The sequence below is a fragment of the Pseudomonas sp. Ost2 genome (assembly GCF_018326065.1).
Lineage (GTDB): Bacteria > Pseudomonadota > Gammaproteobacteria > Pseudomonadales > Pseudomonadaceae > Aquipseudomonas > Aquipseudomonas gingeri.
Genome location: NZ_AP021904.1, coordinates 5282612 through 5305876, shown reverse-complemented (window position 1 = coordinate 5305876; position 23265 = coordinate 5282612). Strand labels below are relative to the sequence as shown.

Sequence of the window (23265 nt, the reverse complement as noted above, 5' to 3'; positions counted from 1 at the left end):
ACTCAGGCTCGGGAAACTGACTCCATCAGTTATCCAGTTTCTCGTGCAGCCACAGGGAGTCCACCATGTCCGATCAAGCCCGACAAATGACCGAAGAAGAAGCCGCCGAGTTTGCCGAACAGGTATTCGACGTGGCGCGCAAAGGCGATGCGGCCATGCTGGCGGCCCTGTTGAACAAGGGCCTGTCGGCGAACCTGCGCAATCACAAGGGCGATACCCTGTTGATGCTTGCCAGTTATCACGGGCACGTCGACGCCGTACGGGTACTGCTCGAGCACAAGGCCGATCCGGAAATCCGCAACGACAATGGCCAGAGCCCGATTGCCGGGGCTGCCTTCAAGGGGGACCTGCCGATGGTCAAGCTGCTGATCGAAGGCGGTGCCCAGGTCGAGGGCGCCTCGGCGGACGGTCGTACGGCCTTGATGATGGCCGCGATGTTCAACCGCACCAGCATCGTCGAGTACCTGCTCGGCCAGGGTGCCGATCCCCAGGCCAGGGACGCCAATGGCGTCACCGCGCTGGCGGCGGCCCAGACCATGGGGGCGGCCGACACGGTGGCCCAGTTGCAACGACTCACCGCCTGAGATTTGTGCCGCGGCGCAGGCTTTGCTCCTGCGCCGTGCCGGCATTTGCGCTATCCTTCGCGACCCCGAACAGCCCCAGGTCGCAGGATCCCGTCATGAAAACCGCCCTTATCGAACTCATCAGTAAAATCAGCTCCGGCTGCATGGGCGAGGCCGAGATCCAGCAGATCGCCGACGAGGCGGCCCAGGCCTATGCCGACGCGGCGGGGTTCCTGGCGGCCAATCCGGATATCAACTATGACGACAGCTTCCCGATTCCCCTGGGCGAATGGGTGGTGGTCGGCAGCCTGCCGGAAACCGTGCTGTTCCAGGCGGATACCTATATGGATCTGTTCGCGCAGATCGTCGACTCCTTCGGCAAGGACGTCCCGTTCAACATCAAGCCCAAGCAACTGGCCAAGGTCGAGGCGCTGACGGCACTGAACCGCATCCAGATCCAGCTCGGCAGCATGAATCCGGAAATGGGCGGCTACGTCCTGATGGACTTCAGCCAGCCGCTGGATGACGAATTGCAGGCAGTCCTGGTCTATGGCAACGACCTGCCACGAGTACTGGAACTGTGCGAGCAGGTCGGCATTACCGCTGGACCGTCCCTGGAAGCCCTGCGGATTGCGTTGCACGTCTGAGCGACGGGATCATCCTGGCCGCAGAATAAACGGAACCCTGTCCCGCGCGGGCTATCCTAAGGAAGGCACGTCCTCATTAGGGAGCAACACCATGGGTTCAACCTTCAACGGCCTCGTCGGCCTGATCATTCTGGCCCTGGATATCTGGGCCATCCTCAATGTGCTGAAAAGCGGCGCTGAAACCGGGATGAAAGTCCTCTGGATCCTGTTGATCATCCTGTTGCCGGTGCTGGGCCTGATTATCTGGGCGATTGCCGGACCCAGGGGCAACGTGCGGTTCTAGAGGGGCCCTCGTCCACGACAAGTGACGACCTCTCGCCGGAGCAGTGACTGCTGCTTCGGCGGCTTCCGGTTTTTTATGTGTCAAAACATGCGCCAGACGAAATTTTCACATTCTGTCGCAGACAATTCCTGCGCCCGATTGACCTCCCGCTCCTTGCAATCCGCTGTTCCAGAACGGTTTTCGGCCTGGGCGAGGAAAGATTTCAACAGCGACCGGCAACGCACGGGTGGTAAACCATCGATGATCGTGCAACATTTGCCGGCTTCGCGCCCCTCTTGTGGTCCATCGAGGGCGGGGCGCCGCTGAACCCGACTTTTCAACTTGAATCCAACGAGTCCCAAACCGACATGGCAAACCCGGACGCCCTGAGCAAGCAGCGCCCCTCAACGCGCCTGCTGCAACCGACAGTTAAGTCTCATCTGGCCTACACGCTGTTGTGTGCATTGATCATGATGGTGATGTTCACCCTGCTGCGGGTTGCATTGCTGGTCTACAACCGCGAGATGATTCTCGACACCCCGGCTTCGACCTTCATCGAGGCGTTCGGCAACGGCCTGCGCTTCGATATCCGCATCGTGGTCTACCTCTGCATTCCATTGACCCTGGCCTTCCTCAGCGCCCGGGCGATGGCCGCTCGTGGTCTGTTCCGCCTCTGGCTGACCGCGGCGTCGAGCCTGGCGCTGTTCTGCGGGCTGATGGAGATGGACTTCTATCGCGAGTTCCACCAGCGCCTCAACGGCCTGGTGTTCCAGTATGTGAAGGAAGACCCGAAAACCGTCATGAGCATGCTCTGGTACGGTTTCCCGGTGGTCCGCTACCTGCTGGCGTGGGCCGTGGGCACCGTGGTGTTGAGCCTGCTGTTCAAGGGCGCCGACCGCATCACCCGGCCCCGTGCCACCTTCAATGCCAGTGTCGGCACCCGTACGGTTGCGCCCTGGTATGCCCGGGCGGTGGTGTTCGTGGTGCTGTTGCTGATCTGCGTGGTCGCCGCCCGCGGCACCCTGCGCCAGGGCCCGCCGCTGCGTTGGGGCGATGCCTATACCACCAACTCGAACTTCGCCAACCAGTTGGGCCTCAACGGCTCGTTGACGCTGATCTCGGCGGCCCAGAGTCGTTTGTCCGATGATCGCGACAATATCTGGAAGGCCACCCTGCAGCAGCCATTGGCCCAGCAGACCGTGCGCGACATGCTGCTGACCGGCGACGACAAGCTGGTCGAAAGCGATATCGCCGCGATCCGCCGCGACACCACGCCGCCGGCGCAGAACACCCTGCCGATCAAGAACGTGGTGGTGATCCTGATGGAAAGCTTCGCCGGTCACTCGGTGGGCGCCCTGGGTCGTCCGGGCAACATCACCCCGTACTTCGACAAGCTGTCGAAGGAAGGCCTGTTGTTCGATCGCTTCTTCTCCAACGGTACCCATACCCACCAGGGCATGTTCGCGACCATGGCCTGTTTCCCCAACCTGCCGGGCTTCGAATACCTGATGCAGACGCCGGAGGGCAGCCACAAGCTGTCGGGCCTGCCGCAACTGCTCAGCGCCCGCAAGTATGACGACGTGTATGTCTACAACGGCGACTTCGCCTGGGACAACCAGTCGGGCTTCTTCGGCAGCCAGGGCATGACCACCTTTATCGGCCGTAACGACTTCGTCAATCCGGTGTTCTCCGATCCGACCTGGGGCGTCTCCGATCAGGACATGTTCGATCGCAGCCTGGAAGAGCTCAAGACCCGTGGTGAAGCCGGCAAGCCGTTCTACGCGTTGCTGCAGACCCTGTCCAACCACACGCCGTATGCGCTGCCGACGCCGTTGCCGGTCGAGCGGGTGACCGACCGTGGCTCCCTCAACGAGCACCTGACGGCCATGCGTTATGCCGACTGGGCCCTGGGCCAGTTCTTCGAGAAGGCCCGCAAGGAGCCCTACTTCAAGGAAACCCTGTTCGTGGTGGTCGGTGACCATGGTTTTGGCAACGACGAGCAGATCACCGAAATGGACCTGGGCCGCTTCAACGTACCGTTGTTGCTGATCGGTCCGGGCATCCAGGAGAAGTTCGGCGCGCGCCGCGACACCGTGGGCACCCAGATCGATATCGTGCCGACCATCATGGGCCGCCTGGGCGGCGAGTTCCGCCAGCAGTGCTGGGGACGTGACCTGCTCAACCTGCCGGAAGGCGACAAGGGCATCGGCATGATCAAGCCGTCGGGTAACGAACCGACCGTGGCGATCATCAGCGGCGATCACGTCCTGGTCCAGCCCAAGGATGTACCGGCCAAGGTCTGGCGCTACCAGTTGGGCGCCAATCCTGGTGGCGAAGTGATTCCGAACTCGCCGGACGAGGCCGAGCTGAAGCAGAAGCTGGGTTCTTTCATCCAGACCGCGACCAAGAGCCTGCTGGATAACACCGCGGGTGTCGCACCGACCAAGTAACGTCTTGCGCGGATTATCCGTCGAATAAAAAACGCCCCGACTTGTCGGGGCGTTTTTCATTGCCTGGGATCAAGGATGACCCGTGGGCAATGCCGTCATATCTTGCCGAGCAACAACAGAATCAAGAGTACGACCAGCACCGTACCGATAATGCCCGATGGGCCGTAACCCCAACTTCTGGAGTGTGGAAAGACCGGCAGGCCGCCAATCAGCAGCAGGATCAGGATGACGATCAGAATAGTACCCATGGCTTTTTCCTTATCGGTTGTTCTGCCATTGCAGACTTTCATTCAGTGTTTGATTCAGTCGTTAAATAACCAACGGCTTAACATCTCCGACTGGAGCCGGGCTTGGAAAATTCAGTTTTTTATCAAGGTATTTTGATCCGTCTTTTATTTCTTTTGATTATTGCCGTTTATTCACTTCGCAGGTTTTCATCGTTGAACTTGCAAGGGCGCCGACAGTCGTCCTCGGGTGCGACTTTGCCTGGGGCATTCAGCAATCTGATGGTGCATCGGCGGCTGATATTCCTTCGCTACACTGCGGCTCATCTTCCTCCGAACGCACAAGGCATCTCCTATGCAAAATCGCATCATGATCACGGGCGCCGGCTCCGGCCTTGGCCGCGAAATCGCATTGCGCTGGGCTCGCGAAGGCTGGCGGCTGGCCTTGTCCGACGTCAGTGAGGCGGGCCTGCAGGAAACCCTGAGGCAGGTGCGCGAGGCGGGCGGTGACGGCTTCACCCAGCGTTGCGACGTGCGTGACTACAGCCAGCTGACGGCATTCGCCCAGGCCTGTGAGGTCAAATTCGGCGGTATCGATGTGATCGTCAACAATGCCGGTGTGGCCTCCGGCGGCTTCTTCAGCGAGCTGTCCCTGGAAGACTGGGAATGGCAGATCGCGATCAACCTGATGGGCGTGGTCAAGGGCTGCAAGGCCTTCCTGCCGCTGCTGGAGCAGAGCAAGGGCAAGATCATCAATATCGCATCCATGGCGGCGCTGATGCAGGGCCCGGCCATGAGCAACTACAACGTCGCCAAGGCGGGTGTGGTGGCGTTGTCGGAAAGCCTGCTGGTCGAACTGGCGCAGCAGGAAATCGGCGTGCACGTGGTCTGCCCGTCGTTTTTCCAGACCAACCTGCTGGATTCGTTCCGCGGTCCGACCCCGGCCATGAAGGCCCAGGTCGGCAAGTTGCTGGAAAGCTCGCCGATTACCGCCAGCGATATCGCCGACTACATCTACCAGCATGTCGCGCAGGGCGAGTTCATGATCCTGCCTCATGAACAGGGGCGCATGGCCTGGGCCCTGAAGCAGAAGAACCCGCAACTGCTCTATGACGAAATGACCGTGATGGCCGACAAGATGCGAGCCAAGGCCAGGCAATAGGCCGTCCCGGGGAAGCTTCGCTCAGGTCTACTCGCAGCGAAACTTCTGATGGGCTGAAGTATGAAATCTGATTCTGTAGGGCGAATCGGCCGTGTCGGTAAGGGCGGGCTGATTTGCCGCCGCTGCATTGAAGGCCGTGGTCGGGCCGGGCAGTCTTGGCCGCTCATAAACCCTTGAGGATGAGTGCCATGCTTGTATTGAGCCGCGTCGTGGGCGAGATGATTTCCATCGGCGATAACATCACCGTGCGAATTCTCGCCGTCAACGGCAACCATGTGCGTTTTGGTGTGGAAGCACCGAAACACGTCAATGTGCATCGTGCCGAGATCTACCGCCGGATCCTGACGAAGGTGGAGCCGGGTGTCCCCCTTCGCGAGATCCGCGATCCGGTGGCCTGAGGTCAGTCGAAGAATTCCTTGGGCACCGCGTGCCTGGGCAGCAACTGGCACTGCTGGCTTTCCAGATCGAAGAAAATCACCGCCTGGCCTTTGCCCAGTGCCTGGCGTACCCGCAGTACACGGGTTTCCTGGGGGGTGTCATCGCCGTTGTCGGTGCCGTCGCGGCTGACGAAATCCTCGATCAGCCGGGTCAGGGTGTCGGGTTCGAGTTGGTCGTAGGGAATCAGCATGGAAAGTTCTCTTCAGGAATCTGCGGCATGCTACTGCCACCAGCCGGGCCCGGCTACCGGCAATACAGCGGGTAACCGGGGCGGCGGGCAGCGAGCCCCGGCCTGGATACCTTCAGTCGAGCGGATTGCGCTGGCCGATCAGGCTGTCCACTGAGGGCACCCGGGTATCGCTTTCCATCTGGGTCTCGTGTTCCAGTTGATGGCTGAAACGGTCGAGGGAGCCGGTGGCCGGCTGGGCATCGCTGGCGAAGACCGGCGGGCTGAGCATATAGGCACCGAGCAGGCGACTCAACGCCGCCAGGCTGTCGATATGGGTGCGCTCGTAGCCATGGGTGGCATCGCAGCCGAATGCCAGCAGTGCCATGCGGCTGTCGTGCCCGGCGGTGGCAGCCGAGTGGGCATCGCTGAAGTAGTAGCGAAACAGGTCGCGGCGCACCGGCAACTCGTTATCGGCCGCCAGGCTCAGCAGGTGGCGCGACAGGTGATAGTCATAGGGACCGCCGGAGTCCTGCATCGCCACGCTCACCGCGTGTTCGTTCGAATGCTGGCCCGGCGCGACCGGGGCGATATCGATGCCGACGAACTCACTGACGTCCCAGGGCAGGGCCGCCGCCGCGCCGCTGCCGGTTTCCTCGGTAATGGTGAACAGCGGATGGCAGTCGATCGGCGGTTGCGCGCCACTTTCGACAATCGCCTTGAGTGCCGCCAGCAGCGCGGCCACGCCGGCCTTGTCGTCGAGGTGGCGGGCGCTGATATGACCGCTGTCGGTGAACTCCGGCAACGGGTCGAAGGCGACGAAATCGCCGATGCTGATGCCCAGCGAGTCGCAGTCGGCGCGGGTGGTGCAGTAGGCGTCCAGGCGCAGTTCGACGTGATCCCAACTGACCGGCAGTTCATCCACCGCGGTGTTGAAGGCGTGTCCGGAAGCCAGCAGCGGCAATACGCTGCCACGGATCACCCCGGTGTCGGTGAACAGGCTGACCCGGCTGCCCTCGGCAAAGCGACTCGACCAGCAACCGACAGGCGCCAGGGTCAGGCGCCCGTTGTCCTTGATCGCCCGGACGGCGGCGCCGATGGTGTCGAGGTGGGCCGATACGGCGCGGTCGGGACTGTTCTGGCGGCCCTTGAGGGTGGCGCGGATGGTGCCGCGCCGGGTCAGTTCGAAGGGAATGCCCAGTTCTTCCAGACGCTCGGCGACATAACGCACGATGGTATCGGTGAACCCCGTCGGGCTGGGAATGGCGAGCATTTCCAGGAGAACCCGTTGCAGGTAGTCGAGGTCGGGTTGGGGGATGGCAGTGTTCATGGCTGCTCCTTCTTGCAGGAGAATGCTTCCAGCGCAATGCCTGCTGGAGAACTCCCGCGGGTAAAAGGGAACGATCCGCGCTGCTTCATCACGCCGGCAGGCTGTGGGGAAACAGCAGGTCGATAAAGCGCTCGGCCGTGGGCTGTGGCTCATGGTTGGCCAGCCCGCAACGTTCATTGGCTTCGATGAAGACGTACTCCGGCTGGTCTGCCGCGGGGACCATCAGGTCGAGCCCGACCACCGGGATATCCAGGGCCCGTGCCGCCCGTACGGCGGCCTCGGCCAGGGTCGGATGGAGGATCGCCGTCACGTCCTCCAGACACCCGCCGGTGTGCAGGTTGGCGGTGCGCCGCACCGCCAGTTGTTCACCCCGGGCCAGTACCGTGTTGTAGTCATGGCCGGCCGCATGCAGGGTGCGCTGGGTTTCCGCGTCGAGGGGAATCCGGCTCTCGCCGCCGGTAGCGGCCTGGCGGCGCCGGCTCTGCGCTTCGATCAGCGCGCCGATGCTGTGGTGGCCGTCGCCGACCACCTGGGCCGGATGGCGAATGGCGGCCGCCACCACTTCGAAACCGATCACCACGATGCGCAGGTCCAGCCCTTCGTGAAAGCTTTCCAGCAGGACCCGGCTGTCGAAGGCGCGGGCGGCCTCGATGGCTTTTTCCACTTCGTCGGCGTTGCGCAGGTCCACGGCCACGCCCTGGCCCTGTTCGCCGTCGAGAGGTTTGACGACGATGCGTCCATGGGCCTCGAGAAAGGCCAGATTGTCTTCGGCAGTGCCGGCGCGCTGCTGGCTGGGTACGTTCAGGCCGGCTTCGTGCAGTACTCGATGGGTCTGGCTCTTGTCCTGGCACAGGCTCATGCTGATGGCGCTGGTCAAGTCGGTCAGCGATTCCCGGCAGCGCACGCGGCGGCCGCCATGGCTGAGGGTGAACATGCCGGCCACGGCGTCGTCGACCTGCACGTCGATGCCGCGTCGATGGGCCTCCTCCACCAGGATCCGCGCGTAGGGGTTGAACCCGGCCTGGGGGCCCGGGCCGAGAAACAGCGGCTGGTTGATGCCGTTCTTGCGCTTGATGGCAAAGGTGCTCAGGGTGCGGAAGCCGAGCTTGGCGTAGAGGCTCTTGGCCTGGCGATTATCGTGCAGTACCGACAGGTCCAGGTGGTTCAGGCCGCGACTCATGAAGTGCTCGATCAGATGGCGCACCAGCACCTCACCGACCCCCGGCCGGCTGCACTGTGGGTCGACCGCCAGGCACCAGAGGCTGCAACCGTGCTCCGGATCGTGGAAGGCCTTGTGGTGATTGAGGCCCATGACGCTGCCGATCAGGGCACCGCTGTCCTCGTCTTCCGCCAGCCAGTAGACCGGACCGCCCTGGTGGCGTGGGGTGAGCAGCTGCGGGTCGATGGGCAGCATGCCGCGGGCGATGTACAACTGGTTGATCGCCAGCCAGTCCTCGGCACTCTGCGCCCGGCGAATGCGGAAGCCGCGAAAGACCCGGGTGGCCGGGCGATAGTCGCTGAACCACAGGCGCAGGGTATCCGACGGGTCGAGAAACAATTGTTGCGGGGCCTGGGCGAGCACCTGTTGGGGTGCGGCGACATACAGGGCGATATCGCGTTCGCCGGACTGTTCGTTCAACAGCTCTTCGGCCAGCCCGGCGGGATCGGCGAAGGTGTGCCCGATCAGCAGCCGGCCCCAGCCGCAATGCAGGACCACCGGGCGGGTGGCCGGTTCGTTGCCGTCTTCGGCCAGGCGTGCCTGCAGGCGTTCGTAGGACGGCGGCTGGCCGCGCAGCAGGCGTTGGCTGTAAGCCGTGGCATGAGCTTTCATCGGGTCAGATTCCTTGTTCGCTGAGCCACAGGTTCAGGGCCGCCAGTTGCCACAGCTTCGAACCGCGCAGCGGGGTCAGTTGACCGTGGGGGTCGGTCAGCAGGCGATCGAGGGTCGCCGGGTTGAACAGGCCACGGTCCTGGCTCGGGTCGAGCAGCAGCTCGCGCACCCAGTTCAGGGTGTCGCCCTGCAGGTGCTTGAGGCCGGGAACCGGGAAATAGCCTTTCTTGCGATCGATGACTTCGCTGGGAATGACCAGCCGTGCCGCTTCCTTGAGGACCTGCTTGCCGCCGTCCGGCAGCTTGAATTTCGCCGGCACACGGGCTGAGAGTTCCACCAGCCGGTAGTCGAGAAACGGCGTGCGGGCTTCCAGGCCCCAGGCCATGGTCATGTTGTCGACGCGCTTGACCGGGTCGTCCACCAGCATCACCGTGCTATCCAGGCGCAAGGCCTTGTCCACCGCGGCACTGGCGCCGGGTTGGGCGAAGTGCTCGCGGACGAAATCACCGGCGGCATCCTGCTCGACGCGCCACTGCGGCTGCACGGTATCGGCATAGTCGGCGTAGCTGCGGTCGAAGAAGGCTTCGCGGTAGGCGGCATGGGGATCGGCGGCACCGTCCACCTGCGGGTACCAGTGGTAGCCGGCGAAGAGTTCATCGGCGCCCTGGCCGCTTTGCACCACTTTGCAGTGCTTGGCCACCTCACGGGACAGCAGGTAGAACGCGATGCAGTCATGGCTGACCATCGGCTCGCTCATGGCGCGGAAGGCCGCCGGCAACTGCTCGATGATTTCCCGTTCGTCGATGCGCAGCTGATGGTGCCTCGTTCCGTAATGGCGGGCGATCAGGTCCGAATACTGGAATTCGTCGCCGCGCTCGCCACCGGCATCCTGGAAGCCGATGGAGAAGGTCGACAACTGCTCGACCCCGACTTCGCGCAGCAGGCCGACCAGCAGGCTGGAGTCGACGCCGCCGGACAGCAGCACACCGACATCGACCGCCGCCCGCTGGCGGATCGCCACGGCTTCACGGGTGCTGTCGAGCACGCGGTCGCGCCAGTCTTCCAGGCTCAGGTTGGCCTCGTCGGCATGCGGGCCATAGGGCAGGGTCCACCAGGTTTTCTGTTCGCCGCGGCCATCGGCGTCGATACGCATCCAGGTGGCCGGCGGCAGTTTCTCGATTCCGGCCAGCAAGGTGCGCGGGGCGGGGACCACGGCGTGGAAGTTCAGGTAGTGGTTGAGCGCGACCGGGTCCAGCAGCGGGTTGATATCACCGCCTTTGAGCAGTGCCGGCAGGCTGGAAGCAAAGCGCAGGCGCTGGGTGGTACGCGACAGGTACAGCGGCTTGACCCCGAGGCGGTCGCGGGCGATGAACAGCCGCTGGGCATCGCGCTCCCAGATGGCGAACGCGAACATGCCATTGAGCTTGGGCAGCAGCGCTTCGCCCCAGGCGTGGTAGCCCTTGAGCAGGACTTCGGTATCGCCGCCGGAATGGAAGGCGTAGCCCAACTGTTCCAGTTCGCGGCGCAGTTCGGGGAAGTTGTAGATCGCGCCATTGAAGGCCAGGGACAGGCCCAGGTCCGGGTCGATCATCGGCTGCGCCGAGGCGTCCGACAGGTCCATGATTTTCAGTCGACGATGGCCGAGGGCTATCGGCCCCTGGCTATGGAAACCCCAGGCATCGGGGCCGCGCGGGGCCATATGGTGGGTGATCCGCTCAAGCGCGGCGAGGTCCGCGGGGCGTCGATCGAAACGTAGTTCTCCAGCTAATCCGCACATAAATTCCTTACCGGTTATCCGTTGGGGAGGGTGGGTGACTCTGAAACTGACCCGTGACGAAACCGGGAGTTTTATATCGATCCGTTATAAGCGATGGGGTGAGGGCAAAGCGGAGTCGGCCCGCGGCCCTGCGCGGCCGTGCCGGGAACGGTGCTACCGGGGTATCGGAAAGGTTCGAATGATTGATTTAACTGACTGATAAATAATGAGTTTTTTGCGGTTTTCAGCGTGAGGCGGACTGTTAATCTCGGCCGACATGGACGATAAGGACACTTCCACATGTTGAAATGGTTGGGGGCCGGAGAACAGCATCTGCTGCCGGACGAACAGCGCAGTTTTCGCAGCTACAACGTTTTTGCCCAGAACGCCCCGCGTTACCTGAGGCGTCGGTCCGGCGGGTGTGATCTGTGGGCCGCCCTGGGCGAAAGCATGAGGCTGAGCGAGTACTACCGCGCTGAAATAGAGGCGAGCCTGGGAGCCTGCACGGCCCCCGCAGCCTTTGCCGAACGGCTGGCGAGGCCCGACGCGCGGTTATCGTTCCTGCTGGAACGCCAGCGCCAGGCGAGCCTGTTGCTCGATGCCCATGTCGCCTGCCTGAACGATGATATCGCCCGGCCCGCCTACGACATGCTCTGCCGGGTACTGAACCACCAGCCGGCGGGGCAGTGGGCCGGGCAGGCGGTCCGGGTCAGCCATCTGTCGATGCTCGGTCATGCGCTGGAAGGGGCGCTGCTCCTTGCCGCCGAAGACGCCTTGAGCGAAGAGACGCGCGCCTGCGTGGTGTACCTGCCGAACGAGCCCGACTGTCCTTTCCGGGAACATGCGTCGATGGCGGCGCTTTCCCTCTGGCTGGCGCAGAAGATCGATGGCGACACCGACTATCGGCATGTGATCGCCCGCCGGGTGGACTACCGCCGGGTGCCTGAATTCATCCCGGCGCTGCTGGAGCAGGCGCGGGAACATTCCCGCGGTGGCGCGCACTGGGCGTTCACCACGCGGCCCGCAGGCCGGGAGCTGTTCAGCGAACTGGTCCGCCTGCAGATCGACAAGCTCCTCGCGGAAGTGGGCAGCCAGGTCGTGCCGACCGATTCCGGGGAGCGGACGACAGGCAGCGCACCGCGACAAGGCTGGGAGGGGGTGGGCCTGTCCACCGGACAACGGGCGCTCTATGACCCGCCGGGACCGGGGTGGCTGGCCCAGGCAGCGCGCGCCCAGGGCCTGTTGGATCTTTTCTACGAGGGCTGGCGGGACTGGCAACCCAGGAATCGACATGAAATGGTCGGTTCAATGATGGCGCAGGTCATCGAGCTGCTGGAGCTGGAACCGGGCCAACGCGAGCAGGTTTTCCGCGAGCGGGGTGAACCGCGGGTATCGGCTTTCAGTGACGGCCTGATCGTGATCATGGACAGGCAGCGCGTCCTGCGCCTGTGGAATCCTGATCCACGGGTCTATGAGCAACGGCGGGAACCGCCGGAGTTGGACGAGCCGGATGCCCAGGGGATATTCCATGACGGGGACGCGTGTTATGTCCGTATCGATGCCCGGCTCTATCGGTTGGATCCCCAGGCATTCGATGGCCGCAGGCGCCTGTTGCACCCGACCTGTCCGGATGCCTACGGCCCTTTGCTGCTGCACAACGGTGAGGGCGCCTGGCGGTTTGCCTTCGAGCAGCCGGGGAAATGGAGCGACGAACTGTATCTGTTCCGGCGCCTGGGGCCGATTGCCGAGGGGCTCTGCGATAGCAGCATCAGGCAATTGCTCAAGGTGACGAACACCCATGCCGCGTTGTTGCGGCGGCTGCACATTGAACTGCTGCCGGTGCCCGGGGTGCTCCGGGAGAGTATCCAGCGCTGGCGACGGCATAAGATGCTGCTGGACGTCGAAGCGGTGACCGTTGCCGCGGTCACGCAGGCACCCCGACGGTTTTTCCCCGAGCTGCCGCTACCGGTGGAACAGGAACTGATGGCCGATGCCTGCGACAGGCAGCGGCGCCGGCTGGTGACCGACGAACACATTCCCCTGAGCCTGTCCGAGGCCGCCCGAGGGTGCCAGTTGGAGTTGGCGGTCAATCGCGTCATCGGCGACCTTTTTCTCAATGCCCCGGCGACATTCGAAACCGACCGCCTGGCCTTCCACCTGCTGGAGCATTTGCCGGGCTGGCCGGACAGCCTGCGCGTGGAATTGCGCTATGAACGCAAGGACGGCGGGCAGCCCCAGACCTTCGTCCTGGGGCCGGAATCGGCGGCGCTGGCCTGGCGTTTGTCGGCCAGCGAGCAGCGTCGCGACGAGTACCGTGTACTGAATGCGCTCGACAAGCCGACGGCCTCGGCCGGCAGCCTGATGCAGGCGGTACTGCTGGCGCTGTTGCCCGAACAGCGCAGCGCCCTGGGATTCGACTCGAGCCAGCCGGGGGCACTGCGCGAGGCGCTGGCCGAACTGGCGGCCAAGCAGCGCCGGCTGGTGGCGCGATTGCAGGCTTCAGGACCATTGGCGTTGCCGGAACCTCCCCAGGGTTACCCGCTGTGGGAGCTGGCCGGGGAGGATCGGCAATGGCAGGGCCTGAGCAACCGCGTGAGCCGGCTCTACCCATTGCTGTCGGCGACGCAGATCAGCGTCTATCTGCAATCGGCGGGCACCCTCGAGCAGGCCGCCCGCCTGCTTGCCACACGCGAGCGTGAGTGCGAGCAGCTCAGGAGCCAGTTGCTTTTATGGGTCGAGTCGGCCGACGACTCGCCGGACCGCGCGGCGAGCCGCAGGCAACTGGCGTATTCGATCAAGCGGGCCTGGGAGCAGGGAGGGTGGCAACACGCAGGGGAAACGCGACGCGTGACACTCGATATGCAGGGCATGCACGTTGGGCGTTTGCCCGAACTGCATTGGCAGATCGATTTCAGCCACGTCAGCGAACTGATCGGCCGTGACATGGCCCTGACTGACGCCGACCAGGCGTTTTTCACGGGCTTCACCGGCCTGCGCCGGCTGGACCTGAGCGACAACCGCCTGACGGCCTTGCCGGACGCCCTGTCCGAGATGCCGCATCTGACCCGACTATGCCTGCAAGGCAACCGGATTCACCTGGATGCTCCCGGTGTCGCGCTGCTGACGCAAATGAGTGCGCTGGAATGCCTCAACCTCAACGACAACCCTCTCGGCCAAGTGCCTGACCTGAGTGGCTTGCCGGCCTTGCGGCGACTGATGTTGCGGGCCACCGGGATCGACCGCTGGCCCGTGGGACTGTTCCCGCGTTCGTCCCTGGAGGCACTGGATCTGCGGGATAACCGCCTCACGCAGTTGCCCACCGGCTTGTTCGACGTGCCGGCTGTCCTTACGCGCCATATCGGCCTGCAGAACAATCCCTGGTCCGCCGAAAGTCTTGGCCAACTGGCGGGGCTCAGGCAGAACCCCGGTGTCAGCCTGGGCGTCCTGCCGTTTCCACCCCGTGGCGGCGAGCAGGCGCAAGAAGATGCCTGGATCGAGCCCTACGCCCCGGCAGCCCTGACGACCCAGGGCTCTCACGCGCCGCTGTCGGCGCCACGGACGAACTGGCGACGCCTGCGCGCCGAACCCATGGCCGACGGCTTTTTCATGTTGCTCTGGCGTCTGCACCTGTGGGCGCTGGAGCTCGACGTGGCAACGCAGGAGGACACTGCCCGCCGGGTCGCTGCGCTGGTCGAGGCCTGCGTGAACCACGGCACCTTGCGCGAGGCGGTGTTTCTCTACGCCGATGGCCCGCGCGGGTGCACCGAGACGCTGGAAACCCAGCTCGTCGACCTGGAACAGCTGGTCGCGACGACGAGCTTTTGAAATAAGGATGTTTGAAATGTCAGCGATTGTCAGTCTTGCACCGTCCGACCTGGACGAGCACAGCGATAACGAAGAGGTGATCAGGGCCAACGCGCCCCCCTGGCTGTTGGCGGCCCGCGCCGAGGATATCGCGCAATTGCGCGAGTACATGCGCAGGAGCCAGTTCTTCAAGGAAGAGATTTCTACCTGGCTCAAGGACCTGAAATCCGTCCGGGATTTTTCCGAACCCTTGCTGGAGGCGGCCCTGCGCGAGCGTTTCGGGCCGGGCCTGGATATTCACCAGGATCAACTGGCCATCGCCGATCGCTGGCCGCCGCTGCCACCGCCGATCGGTCCGGGCTACAGCCTGCCGATGACCTATTCCAGCAGCAGCCTGCTGGTGGCTGCGCTGCAGAACTTCGGGCCGGATGAACAGCTGCCGCCGCAATCGCATATCCAGCTCGGCCCCGGGGCGAATCCGCGGCCGAAGATCGCCGTCCCTTCATTTATCGATCTGGTCCGCAGCCTGGATCTGGGCAAGTTGTACCAGCAGCATCTGTGCGAGGTCTTTCATCTGCCGAAGAACACCGGGCAGCAACCCGATAACGATGAGTTCCGGATCGAGTTCGCCATCGGCCAACAGAAAAAGGCCGATATGCTGGTCGATGCCTGTATCGCCTACCTGAAGAAAGACATCGACGCTCTGGCTCACCAGCAGGTCTGCCGGTTGATCGAGTTGAATGTTGCCGTGGGCGCGGATGGCTCCAGGATGATCGCCAATGAGTTGAGGTTGCTGGGCGTCACCTTGTCCGGCATCTGCCTGTTCACCCTGGTGGATATGCCTCGGATCGAGCCCGGCGGCATGGAGAAGCGGGTCCTGGTGCATATTCCCAATGACCCGCTCAGCCCCTTCAAGCTCTATGCCTCGCTTGAGGACTTCGAGGCGGAACTGCGCCGTCGTCTCTGGCAACCCGCCTATGAACGGTTCTTCTGCGGCTTTGTCAGCCAGCGCGAGCTGCCGGCCTTTCTCTCGACATTGCGCAAGCGCCTGACCATCGGGAGCGGGCGTGCCCTCGACCAGGGCACGACGTCCCTGAATACCCGGGCCGATCTGCAGTTGAAAGCGCAACCCTTGAGCCGCGAGCTGTTTTTCTCCCTCTACCAGCAACAGATCCTGCGCCTGCAGGCGGATGCGCGGACCGTGGCGGTGCCGACCGAGGATGTCGATCAGGATGCCCGTACCGCCAGAAACCAGTCCCTGCTGGGACTGGGGATGACGCTGCTGAACCTGGCCGCGTTCGCCAATCCCTGGCTGGGCTTGCTGATGATGGGGGTGGCGGTCGGGCAACTGCTGGCCGAAACCTATGAAGGGTATGAGGACTGGCGGCGCGGTGAGCGTGACGAGGCCATTTCGCACATGATGTCGGTGGCCGAGGACATTGCCACCATGGTTGCCCTGGGCACCGCCGTGCACTGGGGCGGCAAGGCGGTCAAGGGCCTGCTGCGGCGCTACTCGGATTTCTTCGACGACCTGATACCCGTCAAGTCGGGCGACGGGCGTTATCGCCTGTGGCAGCCTGACCTGCGTGCCTACCGTCATGAGGCACCCTGGCTGGCGACACGGGTGCCGGATGAGCAGGGTTTCCATGGCGACAGGGGCGAAGCCGGTGAAGGCCATCGTTACCTGGAAATCGCCGGCGAGCCTTACCGCGCCTATCACGATGAGGACGCCGGAGCCTGGCGCCTGCGTCATCCCGCTCGTGAATCGGCCTATTCGCCGTTGCTGGAGCACAACGGCGGCGGCGCCTGGCGCCTGGCCCACGAGTGGCCCTGGCGCTGGCATGACCCGGTCCATCTGTTTCGTCGCCTGGGCCCGGCGCTGCGTTGGCTGAGCGATGAAGATATCGAGCAGATCCTGGCGATTCATCAGTTGGACGAATCACAGTTGCGTCGACTCCATATGAACCTCTCGGCAATCCCGGCATCCTTGCTCGATTCGATCCAGCGCTTCAGGTTGGACCACGAATTGAGTTGGCTGATCACCCCCGCCGAGGCTCCGGCATCGGCCGCCGCGCGCCTGCTCGAACTGCAGTTGCAGGTGCTGCCCAGCCTCAAGGGCTGGCCCGAGAACCACACCCTCATGTTGCTGGATGGATTGCGTCGACCGCTGCGCGAGTATGGCGCGGACCTGACGGCCAAGCCGACAACGATGGTGTTATCGGCCAGGGAAATCGAGGCCGAGGGGCTGGCGGTGGTCCTGCGCAACCTGGCTCAGGAGCAACGGCGTGCATTGCTCGGGCCTGGCGTGCCGCCCGGTGACGAGGCCAGCCTGCTGGCCCCGATCCTGGGCGCGCATGTGCGTGATCATCGGGCGGCGGTGTTCCGGCGCCTCTACAAGCTCCATTACCTCAATGGCAAGGATTTGCCCTTGCGCCTGAAGCAACGTTTTCCCGACCTGCCGGACGGTGTCCTGCGGGAAATCCTCGCGCAGACCGACGATGTCGCGAGGGAGCGCCTGGCCAGCGGCCAGAGTCCGCAGCTACGACTGATCGAGGCGGCGAGCGACAGCCTGCGCGAGGTACGTCTCAACCAGGCGCTGGACGCCGGCTTCCTGCAAGGGACGAGCAATCTGGACACGGCGCGATTGCAGGTGCCGATGATCGGCATTTTAGGGGGATGGCCGGGGGATCTGCGACTGGAAATCCGCCAGGGCAGGTCCGACGGCCCCTTGCTGATCGAAATGGGCAAGGTCGACCTGCCCAGGCGCCGGGTCCTGGTCAGGAGCCTCGACGGGTATCGGGCATTCGATGGCGAAGGCCTGACCCTGGGGCCGCAGACCAGGGGGCCGCATGCCCTGAGCGGGGCGTTGTTGAGCGCCCTGACCTTGAGCGAGCGGGGCGCCATGGGTCTCAAGCTGGACGAGGCGGGCCCGTTGCACAAACTGCTGATGTCCAAGGTCCTGGAGCGTCCGCGACCGGTGCTGGAAGAAACGCTCGGCTTTGCCCCGCGAAGACCGGACCAGCGCTTGCCGGCATGGCGCGAGGGCGAGGGCGCGGGTTGCCTGCGCGTCAGGCGCGGCGGCGTGCAGGGCTCGCAGCGCGTGTTGCGGCGAGTGACCCGGTTGTACCCTGATCTGTGCGAACCGGAAGCGCGCAATTTCCTGTTGTCCCTGGGCGAAGACCCGATCGACGCCCGGCGCAGGTTGCGGGCATTGGAGGAAGAATCCGCCCTGCTGCGTTCGACGCTGCGCACCTGGCGTGGAGCATCGCCCTGGATGTACGGGCAGCACCTCTGGCTGGGCGGACTGGCCGAAAGCCGCCAGCAGGCCGCGCAAATCATCAAGCGCTGCTGGCGTCGGCAAACCCCACGGACCTATGACGAGAATGGCGTGGCCATCGGTCATAGCCTGAGCCTGGCGGGCCTGCGCGTCGCCACCTTGCCGGGTCTGCCCAAGGGCGTCAGCTTCGAGCACGTCACCGAACTGTCCTTGCAGAACATGCGACTGAAGACCATTCCCCCAGGCTTTCTCGAGCGGTTTACCAAGCTGCGCAAACTGGAGCTGAACAACAATCAGCTGGAGTTCCTGCCGAGCGCGATTGCCGACATGACCGAGCTGCGGGTGCTGAACCTGCAGGACAACCGGATCGCGCTGACCCGTCACTCGGTCCGCGTGCTGTCGCACTTGCGGCATCTCGAGGTGCTGAACATGAACGGCAACTTCGACATCGGCCTGCTGGACGTCAGCCAGATGCCGCACCTGCGCCGCCTGTTCGTGCGCGGGACGGGCATCGACCACCTGCCGTCGGGGCTGCTGACGCGCACGTCCCTCTCCGAGGCCGATCTGCGCGGCAACCAGATCCAGGCCTTGCCCAGTGAACTCTACCTGGCGCCTTCACCGATCACCCGGCGCATCATCCTGCGTAACAATCCCCTGGAGTCTGCCGCCCAGAGCACTTTGGCCGATTACCGATTGCGTACCGGCGTCACCTTTGGCATCCCGGAGACAGAACTGCCACTGGACGAATACGCCGCGCGCCAGCGTTGGCTGTTCGGTATCGAGGGTGAACGACGGACTGCCTTGCAGGAGTTGTGGCAAGAGCTACGACTGGAAGAGGGGGCCGACGAGTTTTTCGTATTGTTGGGCCGACTGGGAGGGAGCGCGGAATACATGAAGACCCGCACGGACCTGACACGACGGGTCTGGAAGGTGCTCGAGGCCGCGGCCCGGGACAGCCAGTTGCGCGGCGAACTGTTCGACCTCGCGGCCAACCCCATGACCTGCGTTGACAGCGCGGCGAAGAATTTCAGCGACCTGGAAGTTCGGGTGTTGTTGAACCGGGCGCGGAGCCTGGCGAGTGGCAGCGATGATCCGACCGAGCTGCTCAGGCTGGCGCGTGGCCTGTTTCGCCTGGAGCAGATCGATGCCATTGCCCGCGAGCATGTGCGCGACCTGGTCGATCGTCCCGAAGTGCCTTCGTCCGAGTCGGTCGACGAGATCGAGGTGAACCTGGCGTACCGGGTCGGGCTGGGACGTTCGCTGTATTTGCCCGGACAGCCACGGGAAATACTCTTCAGGAAGATTGCCAATGTCACCGAAGAACAGATCCTTGCAGCGCGCAATCGGATCCGACAGGCCGAGATAAAACCGGCGATGAAAACCTTTATCGCTTCGCGCGACTTCTGGATCGACTTCCTGAGGAAGAAATACCCGCGTGATTTCTCACGGTTCAACAGGCCGTTTCATGAACAGGAGGAGCTGCTGTTGCAGCAGTCGCCGGAGATGCTCAGTGACAGTTACTCCCGGCGCCTGTCGGCGTTGATGGAAACCCGCATGGCCGAGGAACGGGTGTTTCTCGAGGGGCTGACCCAGCACGAGCTGAACCAGCAGCCCGCGCCGTTGCCGGGTGACTGATTCAGGCGTCGGCCTTGCGCGGGGGCTGGCCGCGGACCAGCGCCCGCCAGGCGAAGCGGTTCGGATGGCAGGCCTCGGCGACGCTGCGGGGCAGTGGCAGTGGTTCGTTCTCCAGCCAGGCGGCCAGCAACTCGCCCGACAGCGGTGCGGTGATCAGGCCACGGGAACCATGGCCGCTGTTGATGTACAGCCCTTCGAGCCAGGGGCAGGGCACCTGCGGTATCTGCCGCGCATCCTTGGCCAGGATGCCGTAGGCCTCGGCGAACGCTGCCGGGTCGGCCAGCGGACCGACGATGGGCAGATAGTCGGCGCTGGTGCAGCGAAAGGCGGCACGCCCTTGCAACTGCTCCGGGTCCTGTCCGACGGCGTTCAGGCGTGTCGCCAGATCGGCGGAGATGTCCTGCAACAGCGCCAGGTTGCCGATGTGCTCCGCCGTGGTCGGGGCCAGGTCAGCGTTCTTGAAATCGAAGCTGGCACCGAGGGTGTGTTCGCCGAGGCGTGCCGGCGCGACATAGCCTTCGGCGCAGACCACCGTGCTCAGGGCGGCACTGTCGGCGGTCTGGGCCAGGCGGGTGATCTGCCCGCGAATGCGCTTGAGCGGCAAGGCCGCGGCGGCGGCGAAACGCGTCACTTCGGCGGCCCCGGCGAGGACCAGCACCGGGGCGCTGGCCAGCAGGGCATCGGCGTCCCAGGCCTGCCACTGGCCGTCGACCTTGCGCAGTTCGACGGCATCGCTGTGGGGACGGACCTCGATGTTCGGTTGTGCGGCCTGCCAATCACACAGGGCCGGCGGGTGGACCCAGCCGCCCTCGGGGAAGAACAGCCCGCCGTGTTCAAGCGTCACGCCGGCCCGGGCTTCGGCCTGCTCGCGATCCAGCACCTGCAGCAACTCGGTGCTGAAGGCGGCGGCCAGTTGCGCCTGGCGCTCGGCTTCCTTCTCGTCGAAGGCCAGTTGCAGCACGCCGCAGCCGTCCCAGTCGACGCCTCTGTGCAACTGTTCGAGCAGGCGCCGGGTGTGCCCGAAACCACTGAGAATCAGCTGCGACAGCGCGGTGCCATGGGCCGACAGCTTGAGGTACAGCACACCCTGGGGGTTGCCCGAGGCTTCCCGGGCCAGGGCCTCGTGGCGTTCCAGCAGGCAGACCTGCCAGCCACGGGCAGCCAGGCTCGCGGCGCTGGCACAACCGGCCAGGCCGCCGCCGATCACCAGGGCCCGGCGTTCGCCGATCCGGGGGGCGGGGCGGGCAAACCAGGGTTTGGCCGGCAGCGGCGCCGGCACCTCCGGCGGCCAGCCGACGAACTCGCCCCGCAGGATTTCCCATTTGTGGCCGATGCCCGGCGTGCGCTTCATCTTGAAACCGGCCGCGTTCAGCGAGCGGCGGACCCAGCCGGTGCTGGTAAAGGTGCTGATGGTCGAGCCGGGGGCTGCCAGGCGCGCCAGTTCGGCGAACAGCCCGGCGGTCCACATCTCGGGGTTTTTCGCCGGGGCGAAACCGTCGAGGAACCAGGCATCGACCTGGGCATCCAGTTGCGGCAGTTGCTCCAGCACATCGCCGATCAGCAGGGTCAGGGTGACCCGTCCGTTATCCAGCAGCAGGCGCTGGAAGCCCGGGTGGATCGCCACGTATTGCTTGAGCAGCGGGGTGGCAAACGCCGCCAGTTCGGGCCAGAGGGCCAGGGCCCGTTGCAGGTCGGCATGGCTCAGCGGGTACTTCTCGACGCTGACGAAATGCAGGCGCGCACCGGGCACCGCGCATTGTTCGAAGAGTTGCCAGGCGCAGAGAAAATTCAGTCCGGTACCGAACCCCGTCTCGCCGATCACCAGCCGCCCGTTCGGCTCCAGGGCTTCGAAGCGTTCCTTCAGGCGATTCTGTTCGATAAAGACATAGCGGGTTTCTTCCAGGCCCGAGGCATCGGAAAAATACACATCGTCGAACACCCGGGAGTGGGGCAATCCCTGGTCGTCCCAGTCGATCTGGGCGTGGGGCGGTACGCGGCTCATGGTGGAACTCGTGAACAAACAGTCGGCCATTCTAGCCGATTGGCCGGCACCGGATTGATCCAGGGCAAATGCCAGGGACTTAGCGGCCCACGGTGCGGTCTGATCCGCTAATCTTGCTCAATTCTGGAAGGAGCCCTCCATGTTCGAATCCGCTGAAATCGGTCACGCCATCGACAAAGACACCTTCGACGCCGAGGTGCCCGCCCTGCGCGAGGCCCTGCTCGAAGTGCAGTTCGAATTGCAACAGCAGAAGCGTTTCCCGGTGATCGTCCTGATCAACGGCATCGAAGGGGCCGGCAAGGGCGAAACCGTCAAGTTGCTCAATGAATGGATGGACCCGCGGCTGATCGAGGTCCGCACCTTCGACCAGCAGACCGATGAAGAACTGGCCCACCCGCCGGCCTGGCGCTACTGGCGGATGTTGCCGGCCAAGGGGCGGATGGGGGTGTTTTTCGGCAACTGGTACAGCCAGATGCTGCAGGGACGGGTACACGGCCTGTTCAAGGATGCGGTACTCGACCAGGCGATTGCCGGGGCCGAGCGCCTGGAGAAGATGCTCTGCGACGAAGGCGCGCTGATCTTCAAGTTCTGGTTCCATCTGTCCAAGAAGCAGATGAAGGCCCGGCTCAAGGCCTTGCAGGATGACCCGCTGCACAGCTGGCGCATCAGCCCGCTGGACTGGCAGCAGTCGGAAACCTACGACACCTTCGTGCATTTCGGCGAGCGGGTGCTGCGCCGGACCAGCCGCGATTATGCCCCGTGGCATGTGATCGAAGGCGTCGACCCGCACTACCGCAGCCTGACGGTGGGGAAAATCCTCCTCGAGGGCCTGCAGGCGGCGTTGAAGGCTTCCCAGGTCGAGTCGCGGCCGACCAATAGCGCGCCGCTGCCGGCGGGCGTCGACCAGATGAGCCTGCTCGACAGCCTGGACATGACCCTGAGCCTGGAGAAGGCCGACTACGAGGAACAACTGATCACCGAGCAGGCGCGACTGTCGGGCCTGATGCGTGACAAGCGCATGCGCAAGCACGCACTGGTCGCGGTGTTCGAAGGCAATGACGCGGCGGGCAAGGGTGGGGCGATCCGCCGCCTGGCCGCGGCCCTCGATCCGCGCCAGTACAGCATCGTGCCGATTGCCGCGCCCAGTGAAGACGAGCGGGCCCAGCCTTATCTGTGGCGCTTCTGGCGGCAGATCCCGGCGCGGGGCAAGTTCACCGTGTTCGACCGATCCTGGTACGGCCGGGTGCTGGTGGAGCGGGTGGAGGGCTTCTGTAGCGTCAGCGACTGGTTGCGTGCCTACGGCGAGATCAACGATTTCGAGGAACAGTTGAGCGACGCCGGGGTGATCGTAGTGAAGTTCTGGCTGGCCATCGACAAGCAGACCCAGCTGGAACGTTTCCAGCAGCGTGAAGAGATTCCGTTCAAGCGCTTCAAGATCACCGAGGACGACTGGCGCAACCGCGAGAAATGGGACCTCTACCGCGCGGCGGTGGGCGACATGGTCGACCGCACCAGCACCGAGATCTCGCCCTGGACCCTGGTGGAGGCCAACGACAAGCGCTGGGCCCGGGTCAAGGTCCTGCGCACGGTCAACCAGGCGATCGAAGAGGCCTTCGCCAAGTCCGACAAACACGACAAGAAGGGCAAGAAGTCGAAATAAGACGATGATGACGCATACGCCCAGTGAATGATTGTCGCAGTCCCGGATTGGGCGAGCT

The 23265-nt window shown here is 64.2% G+C and carries 15 protein-coding genes; 9 read left to right on the top strand and 6 right to left on the bottom strand.

Annotated elements, in window-relative coordinates; translation table 11 throughout:
• Window positions 1–65: 65 nt before the first annotated feature.
• The 4 genes from KI243_RS23145 (at window position 66) to KI243_RS23130 (ending at window position 3922) form a co-directional block, all read left to right on the top strand.
• Window positions 66–584, top strand: coding sequence for an ankyrin repeat domain-containing protein (locus KI243_RS23145; protein WP_212809950.1), 519 nt, complete (start codon window positions 66–68; stop codon window positions 582–584).
• A 95-nt stretch (window positions 585–679) separates the two neighbouring features.
• A complete protein-coding gene (locus tag KI243_RS23140; RefSeq protein ID WP_212809949.1) occupies window positions 680–1210 on the top strand; it encodes a hypothetical protein in 531 nt (176 codons plus the stop codon).
• Between the two features lie 91 nt (window positions 1211–1301).
• Complete coding sequence (locus KI243_RS23135) at window positions 1302–1493, top strand: PLDc N-terminal domain-containing protein (protein WP_017129694.1); 192 nt, start codon at window positions 1302–1304, stop codon at window positions 1491–1493.
• Window positions 1494–1840: 347 nt separating this feature from the next.
• On the top strand, window positions 1841–3922 hold the full coding sequence (locus KI243_RS23130; protein ID WP_042937235.1) for an LTA synthase family protein: 2082 nt from the start codon (window positions 1841–1843) through the stop codon (window positions 3920–3922).
• Between the two features lie 95 nt (window positions 3923–4017).
• Here the strand turns inward: KI243_RS23130 and KI243_RS23125 are convergent, their stop codons facing one another.
• The gene (locus KI243_RS23125) at window positions 4018–4170 is read right to left on the bottom strand and encodes a DUF3309 family protein (protein WP_017129692.1); all 153 of its coding nucleotides are present in this window, start codon (window positions 4168–4170) and stop codon (window positions 4018–4020) included.
• A 331-nt stretch (window positions 4171–4501) separates the two neighbouring features.
• On the opposite strand from KI243_RS23125, the gene KI243_RS23120 reads away from it, so the two are divergent.
• Both KI243_RS23120 and csrA read left to right on the top strand, forming a co-directional pair.
• On the top strand, window positions 4502–5308 hold the full coding sequence (locus KI243_RS23120) for an SDR family oxidoreductase (RefSeq protein WP_177086497.1): 807 nt from the start codon (window positions 4502–4504) through the stop codon (window positions 5306–5308).
• Window positions 5309–5496: 188 nt separating this feature from the next.
• Window positions 5497–5706 carry a carbon storage regulator CsrA gene (gene csrA / locus KI243_RS23115; protein WP_017129690.1) on the top strand — a complete coding sequence of 70 codons (210 nt, stop codon included), beginning with the start codon at window positions 5497–5499 and terminating at the stop codon, window positions 5704–5706.
• Between the two features lie 2 nt (window positions 5707–5708).
• On the opposite strand, the gene KI243_RS23110 is transcribed toward csrA, so the two are convergent.
• From KI243_RS23110 to KI243_RS23095, 4 genes are all read right to left on the bottom strand, one after another.
• Window positions 5709–5936, bottom strand: a complete 228-nt coding sequence (locus KI243_RS23110) for a YheU family protein (RefSeq protein WP_017129689.1) — start codon at window positions 5934–5936, stop codon at window positions 5709–5711.
• 112 nt (window positions 5937–6048) lie between these two features.
• Window positions 6049–7242, bottom strand: a complete 1194-nt coding sequence (locus tag KI243_RS23105) for an osmoprotectant NAGGN system M42 family peptidase (RefSeq protein WP_017129688.1) — start codon at window positions 7240–7242, stop codon at window positions 6049–6051.
• A gap of 88 nt (window positions 7243–7330) precedes the next feature.
• A complete protein-coding gene (gene ngg / locus KI243_RS23100; RefSeq protein WP_212809948.1) occupies window positions 7331–9073 on the bottom strand; it encodes an N-acetylglutaminylglutamine synthetase in 1743 nt (580 codons plus the stop codon).
• A gap of 4 nt (window positions 9074–9077) precedes the next feature.
• Window positions 9078–10850 (bottom strand): N-acetylglutaminylglutamine amidotransferase, encoded by a 1773-nt coding sequence (locus tag KI243_RS23095; protein WP_177129534.1) that lies wholly within the window; start codon window positions 10848–10850, stop codon window positions 9078–9080.
• A gap of 279 nt (window positions 10851–11129) precedes the next feature.
• Between KI243_RS23095 and KI243_RS23090 the strand changes: the two genes are divergently transcribed.
• The gene (locus KI243_RS23090; RefSeq protein ID WP_212809947.1) at window positions 11130–14654 is read left to right on the top strand and encodes a leucine-rich repeat domain-containing protein; all 3525 of its coding nucleotides are present in this window, start codon (window positions 11130–11132) and stop codon (window positions 14652–14654) included.
• A gap of 16 nt (window positions 14655–14670) precedes the next feature.
• The gene (locus KI243_RS23085; RefSeq protein WP_244861768.1) at window positions 14671–19545 is read left to right on the top strand and encodes an NEL-type E3 ubiquitin ligase domain-containing protein; all 4875 of its coding nucleotides are present in this window, start codon (window positions 14671–14673) and stop codon (window positions 19543–19545) included.
• 1 nt (window position 19546) lies between these two features.
• Here the strand turns inward: KI243_RS23085 and mnmC are convergent, their stop codons facing one another.
• Window positions 19547–21547: a bifunctional tRNA (5-methylaminomethyl-2-thiouridine)(34)-methyltransferase MnmD/FAD-dependent 5-carboxymethylaminomethyl-2-thiouridine(34) oxidoreductase MnmC gene (gene mnmC / locus KI243_RS23080; protein WP_103032681.1), complete on the bottom strand. Its 2001-nt coding sequence runs from the start codon at window positions 21545–21547 to the stop codon at window positions 19547–19549.
• Window positions 21548–21686: 139 nt separating this feature from the next.
• On the opposite strand from mnmC, the gene pap reads away from it, so the two are divergent.
• On the top strand, window positions 21687–23207 hold the full coding sequence (pap, locus tag KI243_RS23075) for a polyphosphate:AMP phosphotransferase (protein WP_017129681.1): 1521 nt from the start codon (window positions 21687–21689) through the stop codon (window positions 23205–23207).
• The last annotated feature ends 58 nt before the right edge of the window (window positions 23208–23265 follow it).

What these genes read in the sequence shown, in the direction of transcription:
- KI243_RS23105 (WP_017129688.1), bottom strand. Translation starts at nt 7,242, where the DNA reads ATGAACACTGCCATCCCCCAACCCGACCTCGACTACCTGCAACGGGTT.
- mnmC (WP_103032681.1), bottom strand. Translation starts at nt 21,547, where the DNA reads ATGAGCCGCGTACCGCCCCACGCCCAGATCGACTGGGACGACCAGGGA.
- KI243_RS23085 (WP_244861768.1), top strand. Translation starts at nt 14,671, where the DNA reads ATGTCAGCGATTGTCAGTCTTGCACCGTCCGACCTGGACGAGCACAGC.
- KI243_RS23110 (WP_017129689.1), bottom strand. Translation starts at nt 5,936, where the DNA reads ATGCTGATTCCCTACGACCAACTCGAACCCGACACCCTGACCCGGCTG.
- KI243_RS23125 (WP_017129692.1), bottom strand. Translation starts at nt 4,170, where the DNA reads ATGGGTACTATTCTGATCGTCATCCTGATCCTGCTGCTGATTGGCGGC.
- ngg (WP_212809948.1), bottom strand. Translation starts at nt 9,073, where the DNA reads ATGAAAGCTCATGCCACGGCTTACAGCCAACGCCTGCTGCGCGGCCAG.
- KI243_RS23140 (WP_212809949.1), top strand. Translation starts at nt 680, where the DNA reads ATGAAAACCGCCCTTATCGAACTCATCAGTAAAATCAGCTCCGGCTGC.
- KI243_RS23145 (WP_212809950.1), top strand. Translation starts at nt 66, where the DNA reads ATGTCCGATCAAGCCCGACAAATGACCGAAGAAGAAGCCGCCGAGTTT.
- KI243_RS23120 (WP_177086497.1), top strand. Translation starts at nt 4,502, where the DNA reads ATGCAAAATCGCATCATGATCACGGGCGCCGGCTCCGGCCTTGGCCGC.
- csrA (WP_017129690.1), top strand. Translation starts at nt 5,497, where the DNA reads ATGCTTGTATTGAGCCGCGTCGTGGGCGAGATGATTTCCATCGGCGAT.
- KI243_RS23130 (WP_042937235.1), top strand. Translation starts at nt 1,841, where the DNA reads ATGGCAAACCCGGACGCCCTGAGCAAGCAGCGCCCCTCAACGCGCCTG.
- KI243_RS23135 (WP_017129694.1), top strand. Translation starts at nt 1,302, where the DNA reads ATGGGTTCAACCTTCAACGGCCTCGTCGGCCTGATCATTCTGGCCCTG.
- pap (WP_017129681.1), top strand. Translation starts at nt 21,687, where the DNA reads ATGTTCGAATCCGCTGAAATCGGTCACGCCATCGACAAAGACACCTTC.
- KI243_RS23095 (WP_177129534.1), bottom strand. Translation starts at nt 10,850, where the DNA reads ATGTGCGGATTAGCTGGAGAACTACGTTTCGATCGACGCCCCGCGGAC.
- KI243_RS23090 (WP_212809947.1), top strand. Translation starts at nt 11,130, where the DNA reads ATGTTGAAATGGTTGGGGGCCGGAGAACAGCATCTGCTGCCGGACGAA.